Annotated in this window: 18 protein-coding genes; 2 read left to right on the top strand and 16 right to left on the bottom strand. The window is 38.9% G+C overall.

What is annotated here, in order from left to right; translation table 11 throughout:
* The first annotated feature begins 701 nt into the window (after positions 1–701).
* A complete protein-coding gene (locus tag FS666_RS10190; RefSeq protein WP_144461955.1) occupies positions 702–1,100 on the top strand; it encodes a helix-turn-helix domain-containing protein in 399 nt (132 codons plus the stop codon).
* 433 nt (positions 1,101–1,533) lie between these two features.
* Here the strand turns inward: FS666_RS10190 and FS666_RS10195 are convergent, their stop codons facing one another.
* From FS666_RS10195 to FS666_RS10225, 8 genes are all read right to left on the bottom strand, one after another.
* Positions 1,534–1,788, bottom strand: coding sequence for an LCP family glycopolymer transferase (locus tag FS666_RS10195; protein WP_186306536.1), 255 nt, complete (start codon positions 1,786–1,788; stop codon positions 1,534–1,536).
* Between the two features lie 49 nt (positions 1,789–1,837).
* Positions 1,838–1,993, bottom strand: a complete 156-nt coding sequence (locus tag FS666_RS19805; protein WP_018709017.1) for a hypothetical protein — start codon at positions 1,991–1,993, stop codon at positions 1,838–1,840.
* A complete protein-coding gene (locus FS666_RS10200) occupies positions 1,986–3,140 on the bottom strand; it encodes a DUF4062 domain-containing protein (RefSeq protein ID WP_144461953.1) in 1,155 nt (384 codons plus the stop codon). The genes FS666_RS19805 and FS666_RS10200 overlap by 8 nt, the downstream gene beginning before the upstream one ends.
* Before the next feature lie 216 nt (positions 3,141–3,356).
* On the bottom strand, positions 3,357–4,286 hold the full coding sequence (tagU, locus tag FS666_RS10205; protein WP_144461996.1) for a polyisoprenyl-teichoic acid--peptidoglycan teichoic acid transferase TagU: 930 nt from the start codon (positions 4,284–4,286) through the stop codon (positions 3,357–3,359).
* A 43-nt stretch (positions 4,287–4,329) separates the two neighbouring features.
* Positions 4,330–6,069 (bottom strand): phospho-sugar mutase, encoded by a 1,740-nt coding sequence (locus FS666_RS10210; RefSeq protein ID WP_144461951.1) that lies wholly within the window; start codon positions 6,067–6,069, stop codon positions 4,330–4,332.
* A 180-nt stretch (positions 6,070–6,249) separates the two neighbouring features.
* On the bottom strand, positions 6,250–6,531 hold the full coding sequence (locus FS666_RS10215) for a retropepsin-like aspartic protease (RefSeq protein ID WP_244943895.1): 282 nt from the start codon (positions 6,529–6,531) through the stop codon (positions 6,250–6,252).
* The gene (locus FS666_RS10220; RefSeq protein ID WP_144461949.1) at positions 6,528–6,776 is read right to left on the bottom strand and encodes a hypothetical protein; all 249 of its coding nucleotides are present in this window, start codon (positions 6,774–6,776) and stop codon (positions 6,528–6,530) included. Before FS666_RS10220 ends, FS666_RS10215 begins: the two co-directional genes overlap by 4 nt.
* A 329-nt stretch (positions 6,777–7,105) precedes the next feature.
* Positions 7,106–8,470, bottom strand: a complete 1,365-nt coding sequence (locus tag FS666_RS10225) for a glucose-6-phosphate isomerase (protein ID WP_144461947.1) — start codon at positions 8,468–8,470, stop codon at positions 7,106–7,108.
* 554 nt (positions 8,471–9,024) lie between these two features.
* Between FS666_RS10225 and FS666_RS10230 the strand changes: the two genes are divergently transcribed.
* Positions 9,025–9,210: a hypothetical protein gene (locus tag FS666_RS10230; RefSeq protein WP_144461945.1), complete on the top strand. Its 186-nt coding sequence runs from the start codon at positions 9,025–9,027 to the stop codon at positions 9,208–9,210.
* Between the two features lie 289 nt (positions 9,211–9,499).
* Here the strand turns inward: FS666_RS10230 and FS666_RS10235 are convergent, their stop codons facing one another.
* The 8 genes from FS666_RS10235 to FS666_RS20030 form a co-directional block, all read right to left on the bottom strand.
* Positions 9,500–10,537 carry a bacteriophage abortive infection AbiH family protein gene (locus FS666_RS10235; RefSeq protein ID WP_144461943.1) on the bottom strand — a complete coding sequence of 346 codons (1,038 nt, stop codon included), beginning with the start codon at positions 10,535–10,537 and terminating at the stop codon, positions 9,500–9,502.
* Positions 10,538–10,664: 127 nt separating this feature from the next.
* A complete protein-coding gene (locus FS666_RS10240; RefSeq protein WP_144461942.1) occupies positions 10,665–11,180 on the bottom strand; it encodes a hypothetical protein in 516 nt (171 codons plus the stop codon).
* Positions 11,181–11,473: 293 nt separating this feature from the next.
* Complete coding sequence (locus FS666_RS10245; RefSeq protein WP_144461941.1) at positions 11,474–12,640, bottom strand: nucleotide sugar dehydrogenase; 1,167 nt, start codon at positions 12,638–12,640, stop codon at positions 11,474–11,476.
* A 66-nt stretch (positions 12,641–12,706) separates the two neighbouring features.
* Positions 12,707–13,723, bottom strand: coding sequence for a dTDP-glucose 4,6-dehydratase (gene rfbB, locus FS666_RS10250; protein WP_144461940.1), 1,017 nt, complete (start codon positions 13,721–13,723; stop codon positions 12,707–12,709).
* On the bottom strand, positions 13,724–14,578 hold the full coding sequence (gene rfbD, locus FS666_RS10255) for a dTDP-4-dehydrorhamnose reductase (RefSeq protein ID WP_144461938.1): 855 nt from the start codon (positions 14,576–14,578) through the stop codon (positions 13,724–13,726).
* A 4-nt stretch (positions 14,579–14,582) separates the two neighbouring features.
* Positions 14,583–15,143: a dTDP-4-dehydrorhamnose 3,5-epimerase gene (rfbC, locus tag FS666_RS10260; protein ID WP_144461936.1), complete on the bottom strand. Its 561-nt coding sequence runs from the start codon at positions 15,141–15,143 to the stop codon at positions 14,583–14,585.
* Between the two features lie 21 nt (positions 15,144–15,164).
* Positions 15,165–16,043, bottom strand: a complete 879-nt coding sequence (gene rfbA / locus FS666_RS10265) for a glucose-1-phosphate thymidylyltransferase RfbA (RefSeq protein ID WP_144461934.1) — start codon at positions 16,041–16,043, stop codon at positions 15,165–15,167.
* Between the two features lie 1,477 nt (positions 16,044–17,520).
* On the bottom strand, positions 17,521–17,710 hold a 190-nt coding region (locus tag FS666_RS20030; RefSeq protein WP_222119508.1), incomplete at its 5' end, for a hypothetical protein.

Here is a 17,710-nt window from a genome sequence, read left to right on the forward strand (position 1 = left end):
AAGTGTAATAATAAAAATATTAAAGCTAATTATGGACCATTCTTTTTTATTTCAGGGGGATCCCTTTTTCGCATGTTCTTATTTCACCTCCTGGAATACTGCCATTCAATGTATTGTTTTTCTAATAATTATATTTTTAATATTTTGCGACTTATTGGTAACGTATATTTAGATTAATTTTTCTGAATTTTTATTAAATAACTATTTGAAGATGACAATCAATTGACAGTATTAAGATGTTTATACTCGACAAAGGCCTCCTACCTTAATATGTTTTGCTTTTTCTTTTAGGCAATCTACAACTTCCTGATATATTGATTCATGATAAGAATTCTAGATGATGCCACACAGACTTCACATTGATTAAAAAACTCTCCAAACAAAAATCCATTGCATAATGGCGACAAATATTAATCTCTACGTATCCGCTTTCATTTGTTTAAAAGCCTTTTTCACCTCACTGATAGTATTGATAAACAGCTAGTAGTAAGAGATATTATCTATTATCCCAAGTGATAATCTATTCACCTACCGAAAGTGAAATCCCAATAAAATTCTGGGAACCACTAAGAAAAATTTGCATGTTTCATTCAGTATATACAACAAATTGTTGTTTGTAAACATTATTTAGACATTTAGTTGTATTTAGGCACATAATTCTATCCTGGCTGTATAATTTTCTTGTAGCTAGGGGGATTGCCATGGACATTTTTAAAGAGCGTTTAAAAGATTTACGTATTGAACACGGATACAAGCAAGAAGAGATTGCAAAAAAGCTTAATGTAACAACTAGTGCTTATGGTTATTATGAACAAGGTCGGAATGAACCTTCATTAGAGACTCTTTATAAAATTGCCCAATTTTACCAAGTGTCCGTTGACTATTTACTTGGCATCATCAATACGCCGAATCATCCGGTTTATTATTCTTTTTCAGAAGATGTAACATTAACAGAATCGGAATGGCTCGCGGTTAAAGAAATGAAGAAGTCATCTTTTTTAGAGGAGATCGGACAACAACCTAATTTTAATGTTAATCGGTTGAACCGTTATTGGAAGTTTATAAAAGAAGAGCATAATAATAACAATAATGGTACATAAAAAGCACTTGATTATTAATGACATAATCAAGTGCTTTTTGATCATATTGGATACAAATCACTATGATATTGCGTGAAAGCACACTCATTGGCTTGCCAAGCGCTTCTTAACGGATGCCAGGAGTAGGTCACAGGGGGATTTCCGATTATTCGAGGTTAAGGTATACCAAGAGCGATGTTTTTAAAAAGAGCATGGACCCATAGGTGGATATACTGTCAAGAATATGAAAGTTACATGAACGAATCGCATATATTCTAGAAGGTTCAGTTTTTCTAGAACTTTGGACCATATATCCGATTCTTCGGCTTATATCTTTAGGTGTCAGGCATCAACTAATCTAAAATAACTCATGTGAAATTTTTCACATGAACCGATATAAAGAACTAAGCCAGGACCTTCCCAAAGGAAGTTCCTGGCTTAGTTTGAAAACTTACTAGTCCAACCCCAAATGCTTCTTCAAACGGTTTCGGATGTTTGCACGCTCCTCTTCAGGAACGATATAATACCAAATGCCATCAATCTTTGTTCCGCTTCCATCTATTTGTATCTGTTCGACATGATGGCAGGCCTCTGCGTAGTTCTTCTGGATGCTCTTCATTTCATCAAAGGAAATGTTGGTCTCTACATTGTTGCCAATGGCATCAAGCATATCGTCGTATGGATAACCTTTCGGAAATCTCCTCAGCATGCAAAAACCCACTTTACAGGAAAGTAAAGGGGGCAATTTTTTGGGATGTTTATTTAATATTTCGTGATAAACTTTTAATATGCGCAAGTTTATTTTTTAAATTGGCGCGGTCCTGCTTCATTTGATTCATTCGATTGGTGACGACTTTCTTTCCATATCCCTTTGGGGCGGAGGCAATTAAAATAACATTTTCTTTATTACTCATTTACCAGACCTCCAAATAATGTTTTCACAAGGTAACAATATGTGTAGCCCTTTGATTCAAGTATAGCATTAAATATATGCTCTTGATAAGTCTGAAGTTTATAATGATCCCATACCCCTAATAATGGGAGATGAAAACAAAAAACATATGAACCTGCCTTAAACAAAAAATAACATGTCTTTTTTTCCAAAGAATAATACAGTTTTTCATTATTCTCATTGTCACGATAAGTCTGGACAACATAAGAAGTTAAATCATCAAAGGGAAAATTATCAGGTGTTGCTATCCCATCATATTCTTTACAGATCATTTGGTCGCCGATTTTTTCATATACGGTGACTGCATTAGATTCCATAATTGCACCTACTGATTCTTGTTGGTACTTAGTCCGCAAAGAAAGGATATTAAAACCGCTCATTTGCGAACGCAGGATGGCGAGAAAGCTTCTCCAATTTTCAATTTTGCCTTTATGAAACAAACTGATAATTTCAAGAGATTTCTCATAATAATCCCCATAAACATTCACATATTCAAGACTCTGTTCTATTTCGGAACGAATATTCAAATACTGTAAACTTTCTTTAAATAAGGAAGAAAGGTAGGAAGTTATATTTGATGTAATGTCTGCCCCGATAGAGCATCTTTCAAAGTATATCCCCTTTTGGTCCGCATCATATAAGAAGTACCAAATATAAGGGTCTACTGCTATAGATTGTACATCAATGCATTCATTTATAAAGTTGACCATAGACTCAGGTTCTTTTTCATATTCCTCTATATGCTTATCCAAAGCTTTTCTGATTTTAGGTCGAATTTCCCGAAAATACATATCGAGTATATGATCAAACACATAGACAATTAATCGCTTTTTTTCAGAATAAGCTCGCAGGAATTCAAGATGCGTCACCGTTTTACCTTCATCAGCCACCATTGTACCTGCTTTATCAGCAATAAATAAAAGAAAAATGTCGCACCTTGAAACATATTCTAAACAGGTTTGGATAGAATCTTCATGTATATATCTCATAGTATCTTCAAATCGTATAGGTTCATGTCCAATTCTCTTAATTTCCTCAAATACAGCCTGTCTTATAGACGTAAGAGAATCTTGAGCAACAGAACTAATGAAAATGGTCGTTCGATCCATGATAACTCTCCCTCCCTATCCTGTACTTTTTATATTATAGCACAGAAAGGAACACCTGTTCCTATGAATTCACACAAGGCCTCTTGACAAAATCCGAGGCGGTGTCAGGTATCTGCTAATCTAAAATGACCCATGTGAATATTTTCACATGAACCATTATAAAGAACTAAGCCAGGACCTCCCCAAAGGAAATTCCTGGCTTAGTTTGATAACTTACTATTCCAACCCCAAATGCTCCTTCAAACGGTTTTGGATGTTTGCACGCTCTTCCTCAGGAACGATATAATACCAAATGCCGTCAATCTTTGTTCCGCTTCCATCAATTTGTATCTGTTCCACATGCTTGCGGGCTTCACCATAGTTCTTCTGGATGCTCTTCATTTCATCAAAGGAAATGTTTGTCTCTACATTGTTGCCGACAGCTTTAAGCATATCGTCGTATTTCCATAAGGTAGAAACGTTTGCCCCTTTTTTGATGACACCTTGAATGACTTGGCGCTGCCGCATTTGGCGGCCAAAGTCACCGCGAGGGTCCTCTTTACGCATACGGCTGTACTTTAATGCTTCCTCACCGTTCAAGGAGATTTCTCCTTCCGGAAAATGCGTGGCGCTCACTGAAAAGTCCAAATCATTATTGACCGTGATTCCGCCAACAGCATCGACAATTTCCTTAAAACCTTCCATATTCACTTTTATATAATAGTCTATAGGAATATCAAGATATTTCTCAACTGTATTCATAGACATTTCTATCCCGCCGAATGCATAGGCATGATTTATTTTATCGTCAATCCCTTTTCCAACAATCTCTACACGAGTATCACGGGGTATGCTCAGCATGTCCATTGATTTCTTCTCAGGATTAACCGTGATGACGATCATCGTGTCCGAACGGCCTTTGTCTCCTTCCCTCTCGTCAACTCCAAGCATCAATACGGAAAAAGGTTCCTTTTTCTTCATATCAAGCTTAGACGGCCTTTTGACGACCGGATCACGGTCAAGGGGTGTATGCACACCCTTCGCCGTCTTTTGCAGGTTATGATAGATGGAGTAGCCGTATGCCCCTGTGCCGACGATACCAATTAGAATTAATAAAAGAAGAACCTTTAACCAAGTTCTTTTTTTCTTTGTTCTGCCCATATTCATTTTCCTTCTTGATTTAAGATTTGACACCCCAATGTCTGCTCATTTACTTTTCTGATAAAAAATCATTCACTCGCCCCATCACAGCATTTTCCAATGCCTTCAGCCTCTCTCGCGCGTCAGCCATCGACTCGCCTTTCACCCCAAAGTAAAACTTACACTTCGGCTCAGTGCCCGATGGTCTTACACAGAACCAGGACCCATCAGCGAGCTTATACTTTAGCACATTGGACTTTGGAAGATGGATAGGGGCTTTCATCCCAGTATCAATATGCAAACTCTCACCTTTGGCATAGTCCTCCGCTTCGACAACCATCACACCGTTTACCTTAGAAGGCGGGTTTTCACGGAAATCCTCTAAAATCCGGCCAATCTGCTCTGCCCCATCTTTCCCTTTCAATGTCAAAGACTGCAATGATTCCTGGTAGTATCCATATCGCTCATAAAGTTCCATTAACCCGTCATAAAGAGACTTGCCCCGGCTCTTATAAAATGCTGCCACTTCCGCCGCAAAAACTGCCGATTGCACAGCATCCTTATCGCGGACAAAGTCACCCACCAGATACCCATAGCTCTCTTCATATCCGAATAAGAAGGTATGTTCTCCTGTTTGTTCAAATTCCTTGATTTTTTCACCAATGAATTTAAATCCAGTCAGGGTATCCAGTGTCTTCATTCCAAATGCAGAAGCAATCGCCCGTCCAAATTCCGACGTTACAATCGTTTTGATGACCACTCCGTTTTCCGGCAGGTCTCCGGCTTTCTGCTCAAGCAAATAATGAAGCATCAACGCTCCCGTCTGGTTGCCTGTCAGTACAACATACTCGCCTGCATCATTTTTCACCGCTACACCAAGCCGGTCGGCGTCCGGATCGGTCGCCAGCAAAATATTCGCATCATGCTTCCTGCCATACCGCATAGCTATCTCAAAGGCAGCATGCTCCTCCGGATTTGGTGAAGAAACAGTTGAAAAATCGCCATCAGGGAGCTCCTGCTCCTCCACAACTGTTACATTGCTAAATCCAAACGCGGCAAGACCCGCTCTGACCGGCTTGTTGGCCGTACCATGCAAGGGGGTGAATACGACTGAAAAATCATCCGCAGTTTTCTCCACCACATCGCGATTCAGCTGGATGGACATCAAAGCATCCAAATAAGCCCTGTCCACTTTGTCACCGATATATGTGAGCAGGCCTTCCTTCAGCAGTTGGTGCTCATCCCCCACCTCAATGGCCAGTTCATCCTCTATCTCATGCACATATTTTATCAATGCATCCGAAGCTTCAGGTGGCAGCTGCCCCCCATCTTCCCCATACACCTTGAATCCGTTATATTCAGGAGGATTGTGACTGGCAGTGATGACCACTCCGGCATAAGCTCTCAAATAGCGGACGGCAAATGACAATACCGGTGTTGGGCGCAGCTCATCAAATAAATAAGCCTTTACCCCATAATGTCCAACCGTCTTGGCCACTTCCAAAGCGAATTCAGGGGACATATGCCTGCAGTCATAGGCAATGGCGACGCCTCGCTTCATTGCTTCTTCGCCCTGCTCAACGATAAACCGCGCAAGCCCCGCAGCAGCCTTCCTTACAGTAAAAATATTCATTCGATTCGTACCGGGTCCAAGCTCGCCGCGCATGCCACCAGTCCCGAATTCCAACTCTTTGTAAAAACAGTCTTCCAAAAACTGTTCATCGGCTTTACGAGAATGTAATTCTTCCCTTAGTTGTTCACCTTCCGGCAAAGTCTTTAACCAATGATCCAATTTCGATCTCCATGCCATATATAAAATCCTTTCGATAAAAAATAAAACCCAAGTCATTTTCACTTGAGTGTTTGAAGTATGAACGATTTGGCTTTTGCAGTTCCATCCTGCCCTTACTTTGTTGGCGGAAATAATTCAAGCCTTTCCAGGTCGATCTTAAAACCATATCCTTTTAATATATCTAATCCTAACAATCCATTATGATTGTACATCTAATTCAAAATCTTTTATTGTAAATGTATCAATTCGTACTTCATCCATTGTTTTTGTATAAAATGGAACAGTACCTCCAATCCCATAAGCTTCATAGATCGTATCGCCATTTTCATAACAGACTCCAATGTATTCTAAAACGTCTGGGCTTATGACGGTATGGGAGGAACCAGTATCCACTATTACATCCTCAATTTTTAAAGATTTCCCGCGAAATGAAACAAAAAGCGCTGTCGTAATAAGTTGTCCATCATATAAAAGTTTCATTGAAGCCGTCTCACCTTTATTAATGGATCTCTTCGAATATGAATCACAAAATCCTTGTTAGATGTATGATAAACCATTGTTCCTTCTTTGGCCTGAAAAAACTCTTTGTTTGCATTCTTATCAGAAACGGTTCGTATCGGGGCTACCTCGGTGACTATTTTCTTATCTCCTTCTTCGTGATAATCAAGAATAGAAACCAATAGAAATTGATTTGGAAATAGTTCCCTGGCTTCTTGCCATTTCATTTTATTCAGCCCTCCTACAATTTTTCCTTTGCCATTTGTCTCGGATCATAATCTTCCATGGATCATATCTTCGCTAGTCTGGATCATATTTCTGCTATTTCGGATCATATCGCGCAATCTCAGATCATATCCGCTTAGATTCGGCTCATACCCTCACAGCCTCCAACCATATTTTAACTACTTTGGATCATATTTTTAAATGAAGAGATTTTTCCCAACACCAGTCTTGAAAAACAAGAGCTGAATAACTAAACCCCTACTATCAATATTCCTATTTACATCATATCACACGCCGCAAGTCATTCACTTGAGTTTTAAAAAGCAAGCTCCTATTCCGTCACCGTCTGCTTAAAACCTTTATGGAGCCGCTGTTCCAACTCTGCTTTTCTCTCTTCATACCCCGGCTTTCCAAGCAAAGCAAACATGTTTTTCTTATACATCTCAACGCCCGGCTGGTCAAATGGGTTCACACCCAATAAATAGCCGCTCATCGCACAGGCTTTCTGGAAAAAGTACACAAGATACCCGAAAGCATGAGCATCCATTGAAGGGACCTCAATCACCAAATTCGGAACGCCCCCATCCGTATGGGCCATCAATGCACCTTCAAAGGCTTTTGTATTGACATAATCAAGCGTTTGGCCGGCCAGATAATTAAGTCCATCCAAATCATTTTCTTCAGCCTCTAGGACAAGGTCTCGCCGTGGCGCCTTCACCTTGATAACAGTTTCAAATAAATCTCTTCTGCCATCCTGGATATATTGGCCCATGGAATGAAGGTCTGTGGAAAATTTGACTGAAGCCGGGAAGATGCCTTTTCCTTCTTTTCCTTCACTTTCCCCAAACAGTTGCTTCCACCACTCGGCAAAATATTTCATGCGCGGCTCATAGTTGACGAGCATTTCAATCGTTTTTCCTTTGTTGTACAGGATGTTGCGGATCGCAGCATATTGATACGCTGCATTGTCCTTAAGATTAGGCGAACTCATATCTTCGAAAGCTTGTTTCGCTCCATCCAGGACTCTCCCAATATCAATCCCGCTCACTGCCATCGGCAGCAAGCCGACAGCTGTCAGTACCGAATATCTTCCTCCGATATCATCCGGGACAACAAAAGTCTCATATCCTTCTTCATCTGCAAGAGCCTTCAAGGCTCCCTTTTCCCGGTCAGTTGTTGCATATATTCTTACTCTTGCTTCTTCCTTCCCGTAGCGTTCCTCAAGCAACTTACGGAATATCCGAAAGGCGATCGCCGGCTCTGTCGTCGTACCTGACTTGGAAATCACGTTAATGGAAAAATCTTTTCCTTCAAGCAAGTCCATCACATCTGATATGTATGTCGAACTGAAATTATTTCCGACAAATATAACATGGGGGTAGCTGTTCTCGAATGAATGATAGAAGCTATGATTAATCATTTCAATCGCTGCTCTAGCCCCTAGGTAAGACCCGCCAACACCAATCACCAATAAAACATCACTATTATTTTTAATTCTGGCGGCAGCTTCTTGAATCTGCCGGAATTCCGTCTGCTCTCTTTGCGGTAGACCTACCCAGCCAAGGTATTGGCTTTCCATTGCTATCGGGTCGTGCAGTAAATGATGTATTTTCTCAATTTCATGCTGCATGGTGATCATTTTATCTTCATCAAAGAACGAAAGGGCCTTTGAATAATCAAAACCGTACGTTGTCAATACTCCACCTCCAGTTAGGCTCTTACTCCATTGATGTCGCTATTGCCGACAAAACAAGGAGATATGTCATCTTTAAAAACTCCGTCTTAACTGAGTAACGCCAATACTCCTTTTATATGCCTTCTTTCATTATTCAATCCCTAAAGATAAAAGTTTCTCTTAGGAAAGTTTTGGGCATTGCACACCGTGTTGCAAGTTTTCTCCTTGGTATCTAATGGCTTTAAAAAGGAGAATTCACATAGATCAATGGAAACTCATGTATATCGGCCCCACATTAAAGAGACTGGAATGAGCAACCAGTTCTCCCAGGAAGATCTAGCATGGTATAGTAAACTTTGACAGAAAAACGATAAACAAACTGGAAACCAACAAGCAAGAGCCGCTTCTTAGTACCATCAGTTCTTTAGCAGCCGCTTTCGAACTAGATCCATCCGAATTCATGAAAGAAATCGAAAGCGATATCCTTCATATTAAAAGAGGAACTGATTAGTTGTAAATTGAATATTATAATGAACTGCTCTTTTTTAAATTCCAGTAAAGTAAGGAGAATCTAAATGTTAAAAATCCATTGTCCAAAATGCAGAGAAGTTTTTCAAGAGACAGACGTTGTATTGTTAGACTTTATCAATACCATTACCCATGCATCCTGTTATACAGGGAGCTATGAGTTAATCCATGACAAAGGGACATTCAAAGAGTTCGTTGAGAAATATCCGTTTTTGCAGGAGTTTGTGCATTAAGGAAAGGGTGGATATTACTCAATGTGAGAAGGGTGTTTTTGCAAAAGCACCCTTCTTGCAAAGTTGTTCACCGCTCTACCTTTCAATGAAGAGCCTACCACTTAAGATTGCAAATGTTCCTTCAATCTATCCTGCACCTTTAACCGCTCCTCAGTGAGAACAATATAGTACCAAATGCCTTCGAGCTAAACTGCCAAATCCTATAGCCTAGCGGGTAATTTAAACAATGACTTTCAAGTAGCCTATCATCCTACAAAACTCTACAAATTTTAAAAGAATGACAACGGACCTACCTGAGATTAAACATCTCGATATTCTGCTCATTTATTCCCATTATCGATGAAAATTTTCTAATCCTATCTTTATCAGCATCGCTGTACCAGCTGATTTTCCAATGTAGCTTATCGGGCATTATATTTTCTTCGATAATTTTCCTAAAGTAAGGGTGATCAACCGGCGATAAAGAATGCCCAATCACGACAATCTCTTTCATACCTTTGAGCGAATGAAAGAATGCCAAGTTGTCAGTTATTATTTCTTTCGTATTCTTAGCAGAATTCTCAAAATAACTTTCAATTGTTCCTGCTGCATTGTCTGCAGCATAGTAGCGAATTGGATTTCTCCAATTACCTTTACCTTCGTCCTTATTGAAATAAGTAAGATAGGTCAAACTATCGTTTCCGTATCTCCTACCTTTTCTACCCCTGCGATAACTGTTGAATCGCCGCTCTCCTTTATTTCTTTCATACCAGTCAGCAAAATCCTTACTTGGATCGCGGCCATGACCTATAATCAATTTCTTTTTCTGATCTCTCCTATCACCGTGAATGTACAGGATATTATTTTTAGGTACTCCATAAAGCGTTTCAAGAAACTCCGTATAATTAAAATTTAGATACAAAGCATCATGGTTAAATAGCATATCGAGGGCTTCTTTCATCCCAGCTTGAGGGTATAATGTTTTAATCCATTGTTTAAACCGCATAGGCAAATTATCGAGCAGCTCAGGAATGACTTGAGTCCCCATTTCAATAGCCGCAAAATAATCAGCATAAGAGAAGTCATCATCATCTTCATCAAATGTGTCCATATAGGTATCAAGCATTGTATCCACTGATTCCATGACCATTTCACGAGAAAGAAAAGCCAGGTTATTTTCAAAATCACCCCAGAAATTCTCACATTCGAAATAAGTATCCATTTCGAAGCTTAGTGCTTTATCTCGCTTCCTGATATATTCCCTAAACAAAAAATAGCTTGACTTAACTCCATGGAGCAAGTCAAAACCGTTACCAATAATATATAAGGTTGTAGGTTGTTGAGTCATATGTTATTCTTTTCCTTTATAAAAGAGTCTAAATGCTTACGTTATCCCCATACACCCTATTTCTAATCACTACAAGTGAGAATGTTTCCCAAGGAAAACATTTAGGCATTCCTATACGTGTGGATAATCAATAATAGGAAGAACCTGTTTGCTCATTCAAATAATCAACGACCTTGAAAAGGGGAATATATATATTCTCTGTTGTAGTCTTTGATGTAGTCTCTGGTATTGGTTTGGTCAATCTGACCTCTCCTTCCGGGCAGGAAGATCCGTCCGTCATATCATCTGGAACAGGCGTCAGCCCAATCTGATTTTCCGCAACCATTTCTGCCAATTTTTCATAATCTAGCGTGTACCATTTCGTCTGATCCATCTTGGACCGATTGAACGTGCCGGATACGACCAAACCTTTCTTCTCCAGCGACTTAATTGTGCGTTTTACTGTGCTCTCCGACCAGAATGGAAGCTGCTCCTGCCACTCCCTGTACGTGTTGTAGACCCACTTGCGCTTGTTCCGGGTATGCCTGCTCTTCATCAGCCAATAATGCATTTGCTGTAGCACCACCGCTTCATTCAATCCGAGCTTCACGGCCAGCGTCGGAATGATCAACAAAGGATGCTCCTGAATCAACAACTTGCTCATGTCATATCCCCCTTATTGAAATATTAAACAGCTGACCATGCCAACCTTGAACCTTGCATCGGCCGCTGATCTCATCTCTTATATAGAGGGGGTTTGTGAAAAAGGACACCTTGAATGACAAAAATAGAAGTCTTAGACAATTTTCTCCAACATTCCGCCCTTACCCAAATACCTTTCAAAGACAGGACATCCCCAGCCGGTCTGCATGGAATCGGAGAAATCGCTTTAGCGCTTTAACACAATGGAGGTCACGCCCCTTAATTCAATAAATAATCTTACTTTAATTTGTAATATTAATCCCTGCTAAACAAATCCCTCGTATATACCTTTTCCCTAACATCTCTCAGGTCATCGGACAAGCGATTTGCAACAATCACATTAGAAACCCTCTTAAATTCTTCAAAGTCATTGATAACCCTGGAGTTATAAAATTGATCTTCGGTAAGTGCAGGCTCGTACACGACAACTTCAATACCCTTACCCTTAATCCGCTTCATGACCCCTTGGATCGCTGACTGTCTAAAGTTATCGGAATCGGTTTTCATGGTCAGCCGGTAAATGCCAACAATTTTAGGCTGGCGTTTAATGATCATATCCGCAATATGATCTTTGCGTGTTCTGTTGGCTTCAACAATGGCTGACATAATATTGTTCGGAACATCTTCATAATTAGCCAACAGCTGTTTTGTATCTTTCGGCAAACAGTAACCGCCATATCCAAAAGAAGGGTTATTATAATGGTTGCCTATCCTGGGATCCAGCCCGACACCTTCAATAATTTGCTTTGTATCCAGCCCTCTAATCTCCGCATACGAATCTAGCTCATTAAAAAAGGCCACTCTCATAGCCAAGTATGTGTTGGCAAATAACTTAATGGCTTCAGCTTCCGTTGAATTTGTAAATAAAACAGGAATGTCTTTCTTAATGGCTCCCTGCACTAAAAGGTCTGCAAATACCTTTGCTCTTTCGGATTGTTCCCCAACAATGACCCTGGAAGGATATAAATTATCATACAAAGCTTTTCCTTCTCTTAGAAACTCGGGTGAGAAAATAATATTATCCGTTTCAAACTTCTCTCTTATTTGCTTTGTAAATCCTACTGGGACAGTAGATTTGATTACCATCACCGCATCAGGATTAATAGACAATACATTGGCAATAACAGCTTCCACTGTTCTAGTATTAAAATAATTTTTATCCGGATCATAATTGGTTGGTGTAGAGATAATGACATATTCGGCATCTTTAAATGCTAAATAATTATCAGTCGTAGCTGTTATGTTAAGCTCCTTTGTTGCTAAAAACTCTTCAATTTCATTATCGATAATTGGAGACCTTCTATTATTGATCATATCTACCTTTTCTTGAAGAATATCGAGTGCTATAACTTCATTTTGCTGTGCCAATAGTATAGCATTGGATAATCCTACATAGCCGGTCCCTGCTACTGTTATTTTCATTTATATGATACTCCTTCAATCTGAGTCAAGAGAATTAATCATTTAAATAAAATTTAGAATTAATCTTTATAGACTATATTGCTTTTCAAAGTAATGTTGGTATTCTCCAGTGATAATTTGTTCCCACCACTCTTTATTTTCCAAATACCATTGGATGGTTTGAGCTATTCCAGATTCAAAATTATAGGTTGGCTTCCATCCGAGTTTTTCCAACTTGGTGGGATCTATGGCATAACGTTTATCATGCCCCAAACGATCCTCTACAAATTCTATTAACTCTTCAGATTTTCCTAAGGTATTAATTATTGCTTTAACAACCTCCAAATTTGTTCGTTCATTATGACCACCTACATTATATACCTCACCATTTCCACCTTCATGCATTACAAGATCAATTGCGGCGCAATGATCAATGACATGCAGCCAATCACGTATATTCTTTCCATCACCATAGACAGGTATCTTTTGATCGTTTAATGCACGGGATATGGTAAGGGGAATCAATTTTTCGGGAAAATGGTACGGTCCATAATTGTTTGAACAACGGGTTATATTTACCGGTAACCCAAACGTTTCGTGATAAGAACGTACTAACAAATCTGAAGATGCTTTACTTGCACTATAAGGGCTGTTTGGCTGTAAAGGAGTATCCTCTGTAAAAAAAGTGTTGGGATCAAAATCAAGTTCGCCATATACCTCATCAGTTGATACATGAATAAATTTAGTGACGCCAATTTGTTTTGCAGCATCTAACAAGACTTGCGTTCCCAGTATGTTTGTGCGAACAAAAATTTCCGGATCAGTAATAGATCGATCAACATGGCTTTCTGCAGCGAAATGAATTACATAATCAAAATCTTCTTCCTCAAAAAGAGGAATGATCGCCTTTCTATCTGCAATATCAGCTTTTATAAACTGGTAGTTTTGCTTTGACTCAATACCACAATGTTTTGTCAAATCCCCCGCATAGGTTAACAAATCTAAATTATATATATCGTATTGTGGATATTTATTGACCATATAGTGTACAAAATTTCCGCCAATGAAGCCTGCTCCACCAGTGACCAATATTTTCTTTCTCAATTATTTCACCTCATTAGCCAGTTCATTTAAGTAACGTTTTACAGCATCTTGCCAGCTAGGTAACAAAGGAAACCCATTATCTACTAACTTTTGCTTGGACATTCTTGAATTTTTGGGTCGCGGGGCACGTGTAGGATATTCCTCAGTTGTTATCGGATTAACTTTAACTTGTTTATTTGCTTGTCGAAATATCTCCTCTGCAAATTCCGCCCAGCTGCAGAAACCTTCATTAGAAGCGTGATAAACTCCATATTTATCAGTCTGTATCATCTCTATTAATAGACGGGCCAAATCAAAAGTATAGGTGGGAGAGCCGACTTGATCTCCGACCACATTTAGTTCATCTCGACTATTAGATAATTCTAACATGGTTTTAACAAAATTTTTCCCATTTATTCCAAAGACCCAAGAAATTCGAACAATGAACAATTTATCTAATAATTGCTTGATTGCAGTCTCACCTTCAAGCTTTGTTTGTCCATAATAACCAATTGGTCTAGTAGAATCCGATTCCTTAAATGGCACTTCACCACTACCATCAAATACATAGTCGCTACTAATATACATAAACTTCGCATTTACCTCTTTGCCAGCACTTGCCAAATTAATTGTACCTTTAACATTAATATCCCAGCATGTCTGCTTATCATCTTCTGCGTTATCTACCGCTGTATAAGCGGCACAGTGAATAATTGCATCCGGACTTTGTTTTCTTATAAAAGAAATAACATCACTTTCTTGTGTGATATCTAAATCTTTTGAACCGAGACCGACCATATTAAACCCCGACTCTAAACCATGCTTAACAACATCATAACCAAGTTGCCCGGTGTATCCTGTAACTAAGATTTTCATAGATTTATTCTCCATAAACAAAGTTATTATCGGCATCATTTAATAACGGAGCTTTTTTATCTTTCTCTGATAAGATAGGTGAAATATCAATAGGCCAATTAATCTCAATGGTAGGATCATTCCATATAATCCCTCGGTCACATTCCGGTGCATACAGCTCATCAACCTTGTATTGTACTTCCACATTCTCAGTTAATGTAATAAATCCGTGTGCAAATCCCTTAGGAATTAATAATTGCTTTTTGTTTTCTGCAGTTAATTCTAGTCCTAACCATTTACCAAAAGTTGGGCTGTTTTTGCGAATATCAACGGCTACATCAAATATAGCTCCTCTTGTACATCGTACTAGTTTTGTTTGCGCTTTAGGGCTTAGTTGATAATGTAAGCCCCTTAGAGTTCCCTTAACAGCAGAAAACGAGTGGTTATCTTGAACAAATTTTAAATCTAAGCCTGCCTGTATAAACTTTCCTTCATTATATGTTTCCATAAACCAGCCACGATGATCACCAAACATTGCTGGTTCAATAATCAATACTCCTTCTAAGTTTGTTTTAGTAATTTTCATCTAGTCCACTTCTTTCAGTGCTCAATATTGTATTTCTCCATTGGCTACTTTCCGTAAATATTGGCCATATCCTGTTTTCCCTAATTTATCACTACATTCTAATAATGTTTCTTTATTGATCCATCCATTTATATACGCAATTTCTTCAGGAGCTGCAATCTTAATTCCTTGATGCTCTTCTACTGTCTTTACAAAGTTAGTTGCTTCTACTAGACTTTGGTGTGTTCCAGTATCTAACCAAGTAAACCCCCGCCCTAATAGTTCAACATCCAATTCTCCTAATTGTAAATAGGCATCATTTATAGAAGTAATTTCAAGTTCACCTCGCGTTGATGGCTTTACTTTTTTAGCAATTTCAACAACACGATTATCATAAAAATATAACCCGGTAATAGCATAATTAGATTTTGGTATTTGTGGTTTCTCTTCAACACTGATAACTTTACCATTTTTATCAAACTCCACAACACCGAATCGCTGGGGATCCTGTACATGATATCCAAATACAGTTGCTCCTGCTTCTTTTCTAGCTGCCCTTTGTAAAATCTTTCTCATGCCGCTCCCATAATAAATGTTGTCACCTAGTATCATTGCAACAGAATCATCACCGATGAATTCCTCACCAATTAAAAAAGCCTGAGCTAAACCGTCAGGACTCGGTTGAATTTTATAATGGAAATTCATTCCAAATTGCATACCATCCCCTAGTAAACATTCAAACCGAGAAATATCTTCCGGGGTTGAAATAATCAATATATCTCTAATTCCAGAAAGCATTAAAGTAGATAACGGGTAATAAATCATAGGTTTATCGTATACTGGTAGTAATTGTTTACTTGTTACCATTGTTAGTGGATATAATCGTGTTCCGCTACCTCCAGCTAATATGATACCTTTCAAAGAGATGACTCTCCTTCCTTTAATATATCCAAATTTGTTCGAAGTCTAAAAATTACTTAAAAGTTTTTTATACGCATGGAATTAGGAAAGCAAAATCTAGTACCTAAATATAAAAGGTCTCCAGCCTTTGCTATAACTGAGTTTGTGAGAACTACAATCCCAAAAAGGAGCACCTTTAAGGTAAGCTTACTACAAACCTATTATATTTAAAGTTTAGGTTCATTTAAAAAATTTCATCACTATTACGAGATTGCTTCCATCTCTTAAGTTCCTATAACAGATCGAAGGCACATTGCGTTGTTTTGATTCCATCTAGAAGGGAATTTCAGAGTTTCCGTTCGAAAAATCATTGTCTGTTTTGATCATTGGCTGGATGGATTCCTGCAATCGGCTTTTCCACTTCTGTTAACTGTCGTTGGTAGTGTTGATCCAACAGTTTAGGGTCGCAGGTACTCGCTTTGACAAAGTCTTTGCCGGGGAAGTCTTATACGGATTGGGTAAGGAAAACAGATCGAATACATACGCAAACTGAAATGGACAGGCCGGCTAAAGCCGTTTATACTAATCCAGCCAGCCACGGGCTTAGTTCATAAGCAAAACGATACCCACTTCCTAGGATAAGCCAAGACTCGTCCCAGTGATCCGGAAAGCCGCCCGTTTTGAGATTGGCATGCTGCAATTTATAGATTTTAGCTTGGAATATAAGACCATTATCCATACCATGGATTGGTCTCCGATGTACATTTGGCGTTTTTACAACCCAAAGGGCCTGCATGGAAATTACATAAAGGGAGTCAAATATTGATTTAACCAGATTCCTACGAATTCATTAAGACTATGAGCTAGACCTAACTGATCAAGTTATTTGCGTATTGAACTTTTTAAGATGGACAATTGTCCTACCCCCGTGAACCGCTAATCCACTCAACTAACTCGTATGGAAATCGTTTAGTCGAAAGGAGTATTCGTCTATCATACCAGACCTTTCATGTTCTAAAGATTTAGGAAGGCTACCTTTATCAAAGAGCTTTCACAAAAGTGGTTCAAAGCTTACGTGAGATCAAATAACTGCAGTAATTGAATAATTGGAAGTTTGTAGCTCCTTCAAACTGGGACGGGTAAATAAAGACATCAGACAATACTACTTGTGACATAATTTTGAGCTAGCATCGCCAAAGAATGATCCAGTTATTTGATCAACACTTCCACCACCCTTGATCTTGTTCGCGCACTTGGTTGATGGTGGAAGGGAAAAAACACATTACCACGGAAATCAATTGTAAGTTTGGTGGTATGCCCCCCGACCCTTTTCAGCAATCACTAAGAAGTGGTACCGCGATCAAGAGCAAGTATCCAACGCTGTAGTTATGACGGTGTTATTTTCAAGTGATTGACTCATCTTTATCATAGCAGGCTCATTATCTTATCATCAAAGGCTCCGAAAAAAGGCAATGGCGGCTCAAATGAATGGTAATATTTAGAAGGAAGAACTATTATCCAATTCCAAATATAAAAAATTCCAGCATCCAGTTTCACACTGAATCCGCCCGTCTTCGGCATATTTACTTAGGTAATTTTGGATAAATACATTTTCTTTATGGTATCCTGAATCCGTGACGTAGTTTGTTAAAAGCTTGAAAAGCAGGCTGATTTTACCCATTTTCAGC

The organism is Siminovitchia fortis, assembly GCF_007681465.1.
GTDB classification, from domain to species: domain Bacteria; phylum Bacillota; class Bacilli; order Bacillales; family Bacillaceae_C; genus Siminovitchia; species Siminovitchia fortis.

What these genes read in the sequence shown, in the direction of transcription:
- FS666_RS10190 (WP_144461955.1), top strand. Translation starts at nt 702, where the DNA reads ATGGACATTTTTAAAGAGCGTTTAAAAGATTTACGTATTGAACACGGA.
- FS666_RS10195 (WP_186306536.1), bottom strand. Translation starts at nt 1,788, where the DNA reads ATGCTGAGGAGATTTCCGAAAGGTTATCCATACGACGATATGCTTGAT.
- FS666_RS19805 (WP_018709017.1), bottom strand. Translation starts at nt 1,993, where the DNA reads ATGAGTAATAAAGAAAATGTTATTTTAATTGCCTCCGCCCCAAAGGGA.
- FS666_RS10200 (WP_144461953.1), bottom strand. Translation starts at nt 3,140, where the DNA reads ATGGATCGAACGACCATTTTCATTAGTTCTGTTGCTCAAGATTCTCTT.
- tagU (WP_144461996.1), bottom strand. Translation starts at nt 4,286, where the DNA reads ATGAATATGGGCAGAACAAAGAAAAAAAGAACTTGGTTAAAGGTTCTT.
- FS666_RS10210 (WP_144461951.1), bottom strand. Translation starts at nt 6,069, where the DNA reads ATGGCATGGAGATCGAAATTGGATCATTGGTTAAAGACTTTGCCGGAA.
- FS666_RS10215 (WP_244943895.1), bottom strand. Translation starts at nt 6,531, where the DNA reads ATGAAACTTTTATATGATGGACAACTTATTACGACAGCGCTTTTTGTT.
- FS666_RS10220 (WP_144461949.1), bottom strand. Translation starts at nt 6,776, where the DNA reads ATGAAATGGCAAGAAGCCAGGGAACTATTTCCAAATCAATTTCTATTG.
- FS666_RS10230 (WP_144461945.1), top strand. Translation starts at nt 9,025, where the DNA reads ATGTTAAAAATCCATTGTCCAAAATGCAGAGAAGTTTTTCAAGAGACA.
- FS666_RS10235 (WP_144461943.1), bottom strand. Translation starts at nt 10,537, where the DNA reads ATGACTCAACAACCTACAACCTTATATATTATTGGTAACGGTTTTGAC.
- FS666_RS10240 (WP_144461942.1), bottom strand. Translation starts at nt 11,180, where the DNA reads ATGAGCAAGTTGTTGATTCAGGAGCATCCTTTGTTGATCATTCCGACG.
- FS666_RS10245 (WP_144461941.1), bottom strand. Translation starts at nt 12,640, where the DNA reads ATGAAAATAACAGTAGCAGGGACCGGCTATGTAGGATTATCCAATGCT.
- rfbD (WP_144461938.1), bottom strand. Translation starts at nt 14,578, where the DNA reads ATGAAAATCTTAGTTACAGGATACACCGGGCAACTTGGTTATGATGTT.
- rfbC (WP_144461936.1), bottom strand. Translation starts at nt 15,143, where the DNA reads ATGAAAATTACTAAAACAAACTTAGAAGGAGTATTGATTATTGAACCA.